This is a genomic window from Sphingomonas leidyi, assembly GCF_011761945.1.
GTDB classification, from domain to species: Bacteria; Pseudomonadota; Alphaproteobacteria; order Sphingomonadales; family Sphingomonadaceae; genus Sphingomonas; species Sphingomonas leidyi.
In genome coordinates this window covers 898,869-911,026 of record NZ_JAASQV010000002.1, presented here as the reverse complement: position 1 = coordinate 911,026, position 12,158 = coordinate 898,869, and the positions used below count along the sequence as shown (strand labels likewise).

Below are 12,158 nucleotides of genomic sequence, written 5' to 3'. Positions count from 1 at the left end.
CCGCTATCGCTCCAGCGTGAAGGCGACTCGATAGAGCCCGGGATGCGCCTCGCCGTAGCGCCGGTTGCCGTCGATCAGCCCCCTGGCCTTCAGATGCGCGAACACCCGGCGCGCGGCATCGCCATCGGCGCTCTGCGCGTAATTGACGACGCGCGTGCCATCGAGGCTCCGGTGCAGGCTGGCGGAGAGCCAGCCCTCGACTTCGCGCGCCGCACGGGCGGCATCGGCAAGATAGGCGATCAACGCCTCCTGCCCGCCCGCGGGCACGTCGAAGACGTTGATCTGCGTAATGATGGCGGGATCGGCAGTGATGATCGGCATGGCCTCGCTCCTTTTCGGGCACGGCCATCGGGGATCGGTTCGGGCAGGATCGCACGCGCCAAGCCCCGGCGGCGCGCGCCGGTTGCTTGTCGCGGGTTCGCTCGGGGAGCGACACGGAGCCTCGCCAGCGAGGGAGCGGGCTTACCGATGCCGCCCAGGTCCTTTTCGACGGGCCGAGCCTAGCAGATCGCAGGGCCCCCGCCCAGCATCTGCTCCACCCATTCCGGCACCAGCGTCCCCGCCGGACCCAGCCGGCTCTCGCCGAACCATTGGCTTCCCGCGCTGGGATCGAGGTTCAATTCCAGCGTCCGCGCGCCGTGATAGCGCGCCGTCCGGACGAAACCCGCCGCCGGATAGACCGCGCCCGAGGTACCGATCGAAACGAACAGATCGGCATCGGCCAGCGCCCGCTCGATCGTTTCCATATGATAGGGCATCTCGCCGAAGAACACGATGTCGGGCCGCAGCGCCGGGGTGCCGCAATCGGGGCATTCGGTTTCGGGCGCCAGCGCCCCTTCCCAAGCCACGCTGTCGCCGCACGCCGCGCACAGCGCCGATCTCAGCGCGCCATGCATGTGGAGCATCCGCCTGGCGCCGGCGCGCTCGTGCAGATCGTCGACATTCTGGGTAACGATCAGCAGCCCGCCCCGCCATTCCGCGTCGAGCCGGGCGAGCGCCCGGTGCGCGGCATTGGGCTCGACCTCGCCCAGCTTCGCCCGGCGCGCGTCATAGAAGCGGTGCACCAGCTCGGGATCGTGCGCGAGCGCCTGGGGCGTGCAGACATCCTCGACCCGGTGCCCCTCCCACAGCCCGCCTGGCCCGCGAAAGGTGGCGATGCCGCTCTCCGCCGAAAGGCCGGCACCGGTGAGGACGACGATGTTGCGGATGGTGCGCATGCGCATCGTCTAGCGCGATGTTGACGGCTTAGCGACCATGGCCCAGCATTCGCCCGACCCGATGTCGCAGCACGACTGGCCATTCCCCTGCCGCAAACCGGGCGCTCACTCCCGCCCATGCTTGCCGCTCTCCTCCTCATCGCCCTCGCCGTGCAGGATCGCGCGCCGATCTTCCCCAGCCCCGACGAGGCCGGCGACGCCGCGATGGTGCCGAAGCGCCCCTGCCGGCCCGGCAGCGACACGATCACCGTATGCGGCAATCGCGGCGGCAGCCGCCTGCCCACGCTCGACGAGGCGCGCTGGGCCGAGAAGCCGCTCCGGCCCGATTTCCGCCTGCCCGGCGGCGGCAGCGGCACGGTGGCGGCAGTGCAGCGCGAATTGCCCGGCGCCAAGGGCGTGGGGCTGATGGCCACTGCCACCATCCCGCTCGGCCGGAAGCCGAAGCAGCGGGAAGACGACGCGAAATAACGCTGTCGCGCTCGGCCCCGGCCTGTGCCAGAGGAGCATGCATGACCAGCATCGGCATCTATGGCAGCCTCGGCCGGATGGGGCAGGCGATCGCGGCGGCGGCGCCCGGGATGAGCGCACGGGTCGCGGGCGGGGCGGACGTGAAGGACGACCCCTTGGCGATCGCCGCGGCGGCCGACGTGCTGATCGACTTCTCCGCCCCCCAGGCGCTCGAGGCGCATCTGGCGGCGGCGCGGGCGGCAAGGAAGCCGATAGTGATCGGCACCACCGGCCTCTTGCCCCAGCATCATGCGCTGATCGATGCCGCCGCCCGCGAGATCGCGGTGCTGCAGACCGGCAATACCTCGCTCGGCATCGGCCTGCTCCAGCGGCTGGTGCGCGAGGCGGCGGCGCGGCTCGGTCCCGATTGGGACATCGAGATCGTCGAGATGCACCACCGCAACAAGGCGGACGCGCCGTCGGGCACCGCGCTGATGCTCGGCAACGCCGCGGCAGCGGGCATGGGCACCACCCTTGCGGAAGCGGAAGTGACCGACCGCGCCGGCACGATCGGCCCGCGTTCCTCGGGCACGATCGGGCTGGCGAGCCTGCGCGGCGGCTCGGTGGTCGGCGATCACAGCGTGGTGTTCGCCACCAATGGCGAGCGGATCGAACTGATCCACCGCGCCGACGACCGCGCCATCTTCGCGCGCGGCGCGGTGAAGGCGGCACTGTGGCTCGCGGGCAAGCCGGCCGGGCGCTACACGATGGACCAGGTGCTGGGCGAGTGAGGAAGGACGACGTCTTCGAGTTCTTTTCCAGGCTCGCGGCGGACAATCCCCATCCCGAGACCGAGCTGGAATATGTCAACGACTATACGCTGCTGGTGGCCGTGGTGCTGTCCGCCCAGGCCACCGATGCCGGCGTGAACAAGGCGACGCGCGCGCTGTTCCGCACAGTCGACACGCCCGAGAAGATGGTCGCGCTGGGCGAGGAGGGCCTGAAACGGCACATCAAGACGATCGGGCTGTTCAACACCAAGGCCAGGAACGTGATCGCGCTTTCCGAAGCGCTGATCCGCGACCATGGCGGCCAGGTTCCCGCGAATCGCGACGCGCTCGAGCAGCTGCCGGGCGTCGGGCGCAAGACCGCCAATGTGGTGATGAACACGGCATTCGGCGCGGAGACCTTTGCCGTGGACACGCATATCTTCCGCGTCGGCAACCGCACGAAGCTGGCGCCGGGCAAGACGCCGCTGGCGGTGGAGAAGAAGCTGGAACGCGTGGTGCCGCAGCCCTTTCGCCTGCACGCGCATCACTGGCTGATCCTGCACGGCCGCTACACCTGCAAGGCACGCACGCCGGAATGCTGGCGCTGCGTGGTCGCGGATCTTTGTCCCTACACGCCCAAGCCATCCGAGCCGAAACGCGCGAAGCCGGCCCCGGCACATTGATTCCACAGGCGGCGGCAAGGCTTTACCGGGCCTGCCGAAAGCCGTAGCTGAAGGGGATGGAGCGCTGTCCGGCGACGGAAGGATGCCATCGGTCCGGACAGGACCGGAGGCGCCGCCTTCCCGGCATTCGCTCTCCTTTCGCTGGATCCGGCTTTGGGGGAACGCGTGGATCGTAGGCAAGTCTTCCTGATAACGCTGGGCCTGTGGCTCGGGACGATGGCGGCGTTCGCCTCGATCGGAGCGGCCTCGGCAAGCGGCATGCTTCATCCCTGGTATCTGTGCTACGTGGCCGGGGTGCCGGTCAGCGGCATCCTGCTTTCGCTGGTCCTGCAGGCGGGGATAAGGCGGCTGGAGACACGGTCGCTGACCGCCCGCTGGATCCGGCTGATCCCGCTGCTCCTCGTCATCGTCGTCATCCAGGCGGCCATCGACCAGTGGTTCTATGAGCTGATGCGGGAGGTATTCGGCCGCAAGCCGACCGGGGAGTATATGCGGGCCGTGGCGCTCAACGTCGCCGTGTATATCTGGGTGTTCGTCATCCAGGCGCTGATCTTCGAGCTGATCGCCGCGATGGACCGGGCGGCACGCAACGCCCGCAATGCCGAGGATGCCCGGGAGGCCGCGCGCGCGGCGCAGATCGAGGCGCTGCGCAACGAACTCAACCCGCACATGCTGTTCAACACCTTCAACGGCCTGTCCTCGCTGGTGCTGTCCGGGCGCAACGCGGAGGCGGAGATGCTGCTGGAGCGCCTCTCCACCTATATGCGCGCCTGCCTCGACGGCGCGGATGCCGCCCTTGTCACGCTCGCCGAGGAAATCGAACTCGTCGAAGCCTATCTGGCCATCGAATCGGTGCGTTTCGCCAGCACGCCGGACGTGCGCATCGATTGCCCGGACGATCTGGCGGAAGCGGCGGTGCCGCGGCTCATCCTCCAGCCATTGGTCGAGAATGCGCTGAAATATGCGGTGCACCCGTCCCGCGGCGCGGCTTCGGTGACCGTGCGGGCGGCGCGCGATTCCGGCCGACTGCGGCTGACGGTGGAGGACACGGGCACCGGCGCCGGCGCGGTCCCTCCCGGCACGGGGCGCGGGCTCTCCATCGTGAGCCGGCGCCTGGAGACGCTGTTCGGCGCCGACGCGTCGGTGAATGCGGGCCGGGACGAGTCCGGCTTCCGCGTCGACATGCTGTTGCCGCTGAACGCCGTGGCGCTCGAATCCACCGCCCGCCCGCACTAGAATCCGGGCAATATGCAGTCATGCTTTCGGGATTGAGGCCCGCGCCATCCTGCTGTAGAGGCCTGTTCCCGGCGTTTCGCCATCATGCACCCGTAGCTCAGCTGGATAGAGCGCTGCCCTCCGAAGGCAGAGGCCACAGGTTCGAATCCTGTCGGGTGCGCCATTCTTGTTTTTGGGGCCTCGCATAGGCTCGGGCGGCCGTTCGGCCTTGCGAACCCTGGCGGGTTCGATGTCGCTCCCTTCGGGTGCGCCATTCTTGTTTTCGGAGCCTCGCATAGGCTCGGGCGGCCGTTCGGCCTTGCGAACCTTGGCGGGTTCGATGTCGCCCGCCATGCCCAATCCCGCGAGCAGGCCGGACCGGCCCCGTACGGATCTCCCTATCCGGATGCCTGTCCGGATCGACGCCAGGTCATCACCAGCACATCGCGATAGGCGGCCCTGGACGGGTCGAGCGCATGAATCGCGGTAACGCCGTGCCGGATGCGCCGGTCATCCAGCAGAACGGCCTCGCCGGGCTCGGACAGGATGAAGCTGTCGCGGCGGCCGGTCTCGTCGAGAATCTCGGTCATCCCCGCTTCGACATTGGCGCGGGCGACCAGCATGACCAGCACCCAGTCGACGCCGTCGCGATGCATGCCTTCCGGTGTCGGCAATCCGACCTGGCTTCCCAGTGCCTCGATCCGGAACTGATGAAGCTCGCCATCCCATCGCAGATCGGCGCCGCCGCCCTCGAGCGCGGAGAAGAGCGGCGTGCAAAGCGCGAACAGGTTCCGCAGGATCGGATGGCTGACAAGGCCCTGGGTCGCGGGGGCAAACCATCGCGCCACATCTCCGTTCAGCGGGTTGTAGGCGCTGCTCTGGAAATGCGGCTGGTCGGGCTTGCGCAGCGCGGCCGTGTCGTGCAGCGCGAACGCGGCATGCCTGCGGCGGCGATAGCGCCCACCATCGGCCATGAACCCGTCGGGTTCCAGATCGTCCCAGAGGCCGGCAAAGCTCCCGAACGCGCCGGCATCGGCGGCCCCTGCCATCTCCCGAAAGCCGGCGGCATCGACATGTACATAACCCGCCCCGGCCAGGGCCGAGCGCAGTTCCGCAATCCGCTGGGTGAGATCGACGATGTCACGGCCCTCGATGTTCGAACCGCATCTCCTTCGCGCCAAAGGCCGCGCGGGGCAAGTGCGTCCGGTCCCGACGTCACGCCAGCAGCTCGCGCCTGAGCTGCGCGCCCAACGCCTCGGCGCCGGGACCTATGATCAGGTGAAGACGATTGCCCGAGCCCAGCGCCGCGCGCACGCCCGCGCCCGTCAGCCCGCGCATATCGACCGCGGCCGGATCCGCGACGTCGATCAGCACGCGAGTGGCATTGGCGGCGACGGCACGGACCTTGGTCCCCGCGAGCGCGGCACGGATGCCGCCGGTATCGGCATGCGCCGCCGCAACCGCCGGCGCGGTGAGCGCGGGAGCCGTCGCCACGGCACCGCCGCCGATCGCGGCGCGCACCTCGGCGACAACCTGGTCGGCGATCGGCCCGAGCACCACCTGCAGCCCGCCGTCGCGCAGCTTGACCACTCCGCGCGCGCCCAGCGCCTTCAGGCGCGGCTCGTCGGCAATGCCGTTGTCGGCAAGGACGAGGCGGAGCCGCGTGGTGCAGGCATCGACCGAACGGATATTGGCCGCCCCGCCCAGCGCCGCGGCGATCGCGGCACCGCGATCGGCGACGGCCGCATCCGGATCGCCCGCCGCCGTCTCGATCGGCTCGCGGCCGGGAGTCTTGAGATCGAACTTCCGGATGCACCAGCTGAAGGCGAAATAATAGATCGCGGCATAGGCGATCCCCACCGGGATCAGCAGCAGCGGCCGGGTGGATAGGCCATAGTTCAGCACATAGTCGAACAGGCCGGCCGAGAAGCCGAAGCCCAGCTTCACCCCGAGCAGGTCCATCACCACCATCGCGATGCCGGTGAGCACCGCATGGATCAGGTAGAGCACCGGCGCCAGGAAGATGAAGCTGAACTCGATCGGCTCGGTCACGCCGGTGAGCAGCGACGTGAGCGCGAGGCTGAGCAGCAGGCCGCCGACCGCCTTGCGCCGCTCGGGCAGCGCATTGCGGTACATGGCGAGGCAGGCGGCGGGCAGGCCGAACATCATCACCGGGAAGAAGCCGGCCATGAACGATCCCGCCGTCGGGTCCCCCGCGAAGAAGCGCTTGATGTCGCCGGTCGCGCCGTGGAAGTCGCCCAGCAGGAACCAGGCGATGTTGTTGATGATGTGGTGCAGCCCGGTGATCAGCAACAGCCGGTTGAGCAGCCCGTAGAGGAACAGCCCGAGCGAACCGGCGCCGAGCACCCAGTGGCTGAGCGCGTCGATCCCCGCCTCGAACCAGGGGAAGCCGAGCCCGAAGGCGGCGGCGAAGACCAGCCCGGCCAGGCCCGAGACGATCGGCACGAAGCGGCGGCCGCCGAAGAAGGACAGATAGTCGGGCAGCCGGATGGCGTGGAAGCGATTGTAGAGCAGCCCGGCGACGATGCCCGAGCAGATGCCGACGGGAACGCTGAGCTTGGAAATCTCCTTGGCGCGCCACGCCGCCTGCTCCAGCGCGCCGGCGCCGGCAAGATCGGGCGGCAAATGGAGCAGCACCTTGGCTCCCTCGGTCGCGACCAGATAGGTGACCACGCCGGCCAGCGAGGCCGCGCCGTGATTCTCCCGGGCAAGACCGACCGCCACGCCCGCCGCAAAGAGCAGGCCGAGATTCGAGAAGATCGCATCGCCCGCCGCCGCGATGAAGGGGACGTTCAGCATGTCCGGCTGGCCGAGCCGCAGCAGCAGCGCCGCGATCGGCAGCACCGCGATCGGCAGCATCAGTGCCCGGCCGAGCGGCTGGGCCTTGGCGAGCAGGGTCGAAGGGCTGAAGCTCATGCGGACGCTTCCATGGCTAGGGCGCGGACCGCGTCCGCGGATTGGGCATCGCAGGCGCGCGCGGCCAGCGCGGCACAGGCAGCCATGTCGAACCGAGCGACCGCGGCCTTGACCGCGGGCACCTGGGCGGGCGTCGCCGAAAGCTCGGTGATGCCGAGCCCGATCAGGATCGGCGCGGCGAGCGGATCGGAAGCGAGCCCGCCGCACATGCCGGCCCAGCGGCCCGCCTCCGCGGCGCCCCTGCCCACTTCGCGAACCAGGCGCAGTACCGCCGGATGCATCGCGTCGATCCGCTGCGAGACCGCCGCGTTGCCGCGATCGGCGGCGAGCGTATATTGGGTGAGGTCGTTGGTGCCGATCGAGAGGAAGTCGGCCTCCCGGGCAATCTGCCCCGCGAGCAGGGCCGCGGCGGGCGTCTCGATCATCACGCCGAGCGGCACCGCTTCCGCCATGCCAAGCTCGGCGCGCATTTCGTCGAGCAGCGCGCGGACCGGGCGATAGTCTCCCAGGTCCGCGACCATCGGCAGCATGATCCGGCATTGGGCGGCCGGCACCGCGCGCAGGATCGCGCGCAGCTGGACGCGCATCAGGTCCGGCCGGGCGAGCGTCAGCCGCACGCCGCGCAGGCCCAGCGCCGGATTCTCCTCGCCGTCCATCGGCAGATAGGGCACCGGCTTGTCGCCGCCGATATCGAGCGTGCGGACGATCAGCGGGCGCTCGCCGAGCGTGGCGGCGATGGCGGAATAGGTCTCGCGCTGTTCTTCCTCGCTCGGCGCGGTCTCGCGCTCGAGGAACAGGAATTCGGTGCGCAGCAGGCCGCAGCCCTCCGCGCCGGCGCTGACCGCGGCCGCGGCATCGGCGACCGAGCCGAGATTGGCGAAGACTTCGATGCGCGTGCCGTCGGCGGTATGCGCGGGCGCATGCGCGGCGGCGAGTTCGCGGGCACGGCGCTCGCGCAGGGCCGCGAGCCGCACGCTCGCCGCCGCCAGGGCATCGGCATCGGGACCGACGGCGAGCGTCCCGGCATCGGCATCGAGGATCACCGGCGTGCCGTCGGCGATCGCCAGCACGCCCTCGCCCGCCGCGACCAGCATCGGCACGCCCGCCGATGCCGCCAGGATCGCGACATGCGACGTCGGCCCGCCATGCGCGGTGCAGATGCCGGCAAGGCGCGTCGCGTCGAGGCCCAGGAACTGCGACGGCAACAGGTCCTCGCCGAACAGGATCGCGCCCTTGGGCAGCGCGGGCGCGGCCGGCGCGGCGGCGCCGAGCAGGCGGGCGATCACCTGGCGCTCCAGATCGGTGAGGTCGGCGATACGCTCGATCAGCAGCGGATCCCCCGTGGCGCGGAGTGCCGCGGCGGCTTCGGCCGTAGCGGCACGCCATGCAAAGGCAGCACTGCGTCCCTCCGCGACATGGCGGGCGGCGATGGCGGCCAGTTCGGGATCGGCGAGCAGCGCGCGGTGCGCCTCGGCAATCTCGGCGGCGGGGCCATGCGCGCCGTCCAGGCCGGCGGCGATGGCGGCGAGCGCGCCGGACAGGGCAAGCCGCTCGGCGCCGGCACCCTTGCCATCGGCCGGCACCGCGAGATCGACGCCGCGCAGCTGGAAGGCCTGGCCGATGGCGAGGCCGGGCGCGGCGCGGACCGGACCGGTGGCGGTCGCGGACAGCCTGGGCGCGGATGCGTGCGCGGTCTCGTGGAAGTTGGCGAGGACCAGCTCGGCCACGGCGTCGACCGCGGCCTGGGCATCGCTCCCCCGCGCGACGATCCGCACATCGTCGTCCTTGCCTGCGCCCAGCCCGAGCATCGCGACGGTGCTGCGGGCATTGGCGCTGCGACCGGCGACATGCAGCGCGACATCGGCGACGAAGGGCTTCAGCGCCGCGACGATGCGCGCGGCCGGCCGGGCATGGATGCCATTGGCGGCGGCGATCCGCACGCTGCGCTCGGCGGCGGCGCCGGACAGGGGGATGGCGCCCTGGGCCGCGCGCGCGATCGCACCTTCATCCCGGCTGCGCGCGATGTGCCCGATCCGCGCGCCGGCTTCCACCATGCGGCCGAGCGGCTCCAGCGCGAGCGCATAGCCCTGATTCGCCACCACCACCGGCGTGATCAGCGCGCGGGCAGCGACGGCGATCTCATCCAGGTCGAACGCGATCAGCGCGTCGCCGGCCGCCACCCGCGCGCCGGGAGCGACCCTGGCCGCGAAGCCCTTGCCGTTCAGCGCAACCGTCTCGAGCCCGATATGGAGCAGCAGCTCGGCGCCATTGTCGAGCCGCAGCGTCACCGCATGCGCGCTCGCCGGGAGCGAGATCACTTCCCCCGCGGCGGGCGCGCGCAGCACGCCCTCGACCGGATCGACCGCGAAGCCGTCGCCCATCATCCGTTCGGCGAAGACCGCGTCGGGCACTTCGTCGAGCGGGGCGAGCCAGCCCGCAAAGGGGGAAACCAGCGTGATCGCGTCGCTCACTGCACCAGCTCCACCGACTCCAGCGCCCACATCGGATCGAGGCCCCTGGCGGTGGTGCGAATGCACAGCGTCTCGTTCCCGGCGCGCACCGGGAACGGCGCGACCAGCCGGGTAAGCCCGGGATTGCCGGCCGCGGCGGCGAGCGGCACCGTCGCGAGCAGCGGGCCCTCGCACGTGCCGGCACGGACCTCGAACTCGCCTTCGGGTGTCGCCGAGGGCGGGATCTTCACATGCGCGAGATCGGCGCCGAGCTGGAAGTTGAACGGGATCTGCCCGACGGTGAGCGCGATCGCCTTCGCCCCGCCCACCGGCGCGGCTTCCCATTGCCAGCAGGGCGCGAAGATGTCGGTGAGGAACACCGCGCGCTTGCCGGCGGCGGGATAGTCGTCCTCGAGCGCCAGCACGACCTTGCGCGAGCAGGTCTTCAGGTCCTCGTCGTTGCGGAACCGTACGCTACGCGCGTCGAGGCGCTGGTCGATGGCGCCGCCGACGGTGGCGGTGCCGCGGAAGCTTGCGGCGCGCAGCCGCGTCGGCAGCGACAGCGCGAGCGGGCCGGCATAGAGCGGCGCGCGCGCGGTGACCGGCGTGCCGTCGATCGTGTAGCGGATCGGCAGGCCCGACTGGTTCGCCAGCGTCACCGACACGCGCTTCTCCCCCGCCTTGTAGTCGAGCGTCGGGCGCACGGCGAAGGCGCTGGTAGCGGGGGTCATGCCGAGCGGCTTCATCCGGTCCATCTGCGGCACCAGCCGGTCGACGAAATCGGCATAGTCGCGCCCCTGCGCCTTCGACCAGCCGATCTCCGCCACCGCGCTGGCGCGCGGGAAGAATTGCCAGGTGGCGCGCGCCTCGGTGCGGGCATGCTCGGTCCACAGATTCGCCTGCAGGCCGAGGATATGGTGCTGCTGCTCGGCCGGAATCGCGCTGGGCGCCGGATCGAAGGCATAGACGGTCCTGAGGTCCATCACGTCGCCGCGGCCCGGCGGCTCGTCGGGGCCCTGGCCCTGGCGATGGTTGACGTAGAGCGCCGGCGACGGGCTCAGCACCGCGTCATGCCCGGCCTTGGCCGCGGTGATCGCGCCTTCGATGCCCCGCCACGACGTGATCGTCGCATCCGCGGGCACATCGCCCTCGAGGATCTCGTCCCAGCCGATCAGCTTGCGGTGATGCGCCTGGAGGAAACCGGCGATGCGGTGGACGAACCAGGCCTGGAGCGCAGTCTCGTCCTTGATGCCCAGCGCCTTGATCTTCGCCTGGATGGCGGGCGAGCCCTTCCACTGGTCCTTCACCGCCTCGTCGCCGCCGACATGGATATATTGCGACGGAAACAGCTCCATCACCTCGGTCAGCACGTCCTCGAGAAAGGCAAAGGTCTTGTCGTCGACATTGTAGAGCCAGGGGAAGACGCCCCAGTCGCTCTCGGTGCCCGGCGGGATCGGCACGCCCATGCCGAGCTCGGGATAGGCGCGGATCGCGGCGAGCGCGTGGCCGGGCATCTCGATCTCGGGCACGATGGTGATGCCCCGCTTCGCGGCATGGGCGACGATCGCGCGGATCTCGGCCTGGGTGTAGAAGCCGCCGGTCCTGGGCAGCAGCGGCGCGCCCGGCGCGACCGCCGGGTAGCGCCAGCCCGAGATGCCGGTGAGCTTCGGATATTTGCGGATCTCGACGCGCCAGCCCTGGTCGTCGACCAGGTGCCAGTGCAGCGTGTTGAGCTTGTTGACCGCCATCCAGTCGATCAGCTGGCGGACATAGGCGGGCGACTGGAAGTGGCGGGCGCTGTCGAGCATCAACCCGCGCCAGGCGAAGCGGGGGGCATCATGGATGGCGAGGCCGGCGACGGTGACCGGGCCCTTGCCGCCGTCCTGGGTCAGCACCTGCCACAGCGTCACGGCGCCGTAGAGCAGGCCGGCATCGTCGCCGGCGGTGATGGTGGCGCCGTCCCCACCGATCTCGAGCCGGTAGCTCTCCGCCTTGCCGGTGTCGGCACGCACGAAGCGGATCGCCGGGCGCGGCGATGCGGCGGCGGTCCGCAGCGCTAGGCCGCGCGAGAGGCGGAGCAGCTCGGCAAGGCGATCGGCGGCGGCGCGCGCGCCGGCATCGCCTGCCGGCACGACCAGCGCGGTCGACGCGGTCAGCGCGAAACGGCCGGCGGCGGGCGCCATCTCGGCGGGAACGGGAAGCAGGCGCGGCAGCTGCTGGGCGGCGGCGGGCATGGCGGCGCAGAGCGCAGCGGCGAGGGCAAGGGCGAGGCGGCAGGAAATCACGCGGACGGCTCCCGGCTTGGATCGAGCGAGCTTAGGCGGTTTCGCCCCGCGCTCAATCGCGGCGTGCCCGATGGGCAGGCGCCGCGGATAGGAAAAGGGGGGCGGATGAGAAAAAGGGGCGGCGGTGGTGCGATCGCTCGTCCATCCGCCGCCC

At 70.7% G+C, this 12,158-nt stretch carries 10 protein-coding genes and 1 tRNA gene; 5 read left to right on the top strand and 6 right to left on the bottom strand.

Going from position 1 to position 12,158, the window contains the following annotated elements; translation table 11 throughout:
* Positions 1-3: 3 nt before the first annotated feature.
* The gene (locus FHR20_RS14205; protein WP_167300223.1) at positions 4-321 is read right to left on the bottom strand and encodes an antibiotic biosynthesis monooxygenase; all 318 of its coding nucleotides are present in this window, start codon (positions 319-321) and stop codon (positions 4-6) included.
* Positions 322-500: 179 nt separating this feature from the next.
* The gene (locus FHR20_RS14200; RefSeq protein WP_167300222.1) at positions 501-1,217 is read right to left on the bottom strand and encodes an NAD-dependent deacylase; all 717 of its coding nucleotides are present in this window, start codon (positions 1,215-1,217) and stop codon (positions 501-503) included.
* Positions 1,218-1,334: 117 nt separating this feature from the next.
* Here FHR20_RS14200 and FHR20_RS14195 point away from each other — a divergent pair, with 117 nt between their 5' ends.
* The 5 genes from FHR20_RS14195 to FHR20_RS14175 all read left to right on the top strand — a co-directional run bounded on the left by FHR20_RS14195 (position 1,335) and on the right by FHR20_RS14175 (position 4,516).
* Positions 1,335-1,685: a hypothetical protein gene (locus FHR20_RS14195; protein WP_167300221.1), complete on the top strand. Its 351-nt coding sequence runs from the start codon at positions 1,335-1,337 to the stop codon at positions 1,683-1,685.
* A 41-nt stretch (positions 1,686-1,726) separates the two neighbouring features.
* Positions 1,727-2,455, top strand: a complete 729-nt coding sequence (gene dapB / locus FHR20_RS14190; RefSeq protein WP_167300220.1) for a 4-hydroxy-tetrahydrodipicolinate reductase — start codon at positions 1,727-1,729, stop codon at positions 2,453-2,455.
* Positions 2,452-3,117: an endonuclease III gene (gene nth / locus FHR20_RS14185; RefSeq protein ID WP_167300219.1), complete on the top strand. Its 666-nt coding sequence runs from the start codon at positions 2,452-2,454 to the stop codon at positions 3,115-3,117. Before dapB ends, nth begins: the two co-directional genes overlap by 4 nt.
* A gap of 165 nt (positions 3,118-3,282) precedes the next feature.
* Entirely contained in the window at positions 3,283-4,353 is a 1,071-nt protein-coding gene (locus FHR20_RS23170; protein ID WP_167300218.1) for a histidine kinase, read from the top strand.
* Between the two features lie 86 nt (positions 4,354-4,439).
* Positions 4,440-4,516 (top strand) — tRNA-Arg (locus FHR20_RS14175).
* Positions 4,517-4,730: 214 nt separating this feature from the next.
* Here FHR20_RS14175 and FHR20_RS14170 read toward each other — a convergent pair.
* The 4 genes from FHR20_RS14170 to FHR20_RS14155 all read right to left on the bottom strand — a co-directional run bounded on the left by FHR20_RS14170 (position 4,731) and on the right by FHR20_RS14155 (position 12,004).
* Entirely contained in the window at positions 4,731-5,381 is a 651-nt protein-coding gene (locus tag FHR20_RS14170; RefSeq protein WP_167300217.1) for a 2OG-Fe dioxygenase family protein, read from the bottom strand.
* Positions 5,382-5,547: 166 nt separating this feature from the next.
* Entirely contained in the window at positions 5,548-7,269 is a 1,722-nt protein-coding gene (gene nagE / locus FHR20_RS14165; RefSeq protein ID WP_167300216.1) for an N-acetylglucosamine-specific PTS transporter subunit IIBC, read from the bottom strand.
* Entirely contained in the window at positions 7,266-9,740 is a 2,475-nt protein-coding gene (gene ptsP, locus FHR20_RS14160; RefSeq protein ID WP_341786449.1) for a phosphoenolpyruvate--protein phosphotransferase, read from the bottom strand. Before ptsP ends, nagE begins: the two co-directional genes overlap by 4 nt.
* Complete coding sequence (locus FHR20_RS14155) at positions 9,737-12,004, bottom strand: beta-N-acetylhexosaminidase (RefSeq protein WP_341786448.1); 2,268 nt, start codon at positions 12,002-12,004, stop codon at positions 9,737-9,739. Before FHR20_RS14155 ends, ptsP begins: the two co-directional genes overlap by 4 nt.
* Between the last annotated feature and the right edge of the window lie 154 nt (positions 12,005-12,158).

What these genes read in the sequence shown, in the direction of transcription:
- FHR20_RS14195 (WP_167300221.1), top strand. Translation starts at nt 1,335, where the DNA reads ATGCTTGCCGCTCTCCTCCTCATCGCCCTCGCCGTGCAGGATCGCGCG.
- FHR20_RS14170 (WP_167300217.1), bottom strand. Translation starts at nt 5,381, where the DNA reads ATGGCAGGGGCCGCCGATGCCGGCGCGTTCGGGAGCTTTGCCGGCCTC.
- FHR20_RS14200 (WP_167300222.1), bottom strand. Translation starts at nt 1,217, where the DNA reads ATGCGCACCATCCGCAACATCGTCGTCCTCACCGGTGCCGGCCTTTCG.
- nagE (WP_167300216.1), bottom strand. Translation starts at nt 7,269, where the DNA reads ATGAGCTTCAGCCCTTCGACCCTGCTCGCCAAGGCCCAGCCGCTCGGC.
- dapB (WP_167300220.1), top strand. Translation starts at nt 1,727, where the DNA reads ATGACCAGCATCGGCATCTATGGCAGCCTCGGCCGGATGGGGCAGGCG.
- FHR20_RS14205 (WP_167300223.1), bottom strand. Translation starts at nt 321, where the DNA reads ATGCCGATCATCACTGCCGATCCCGCCATCATTACGCAGATCAACGTC.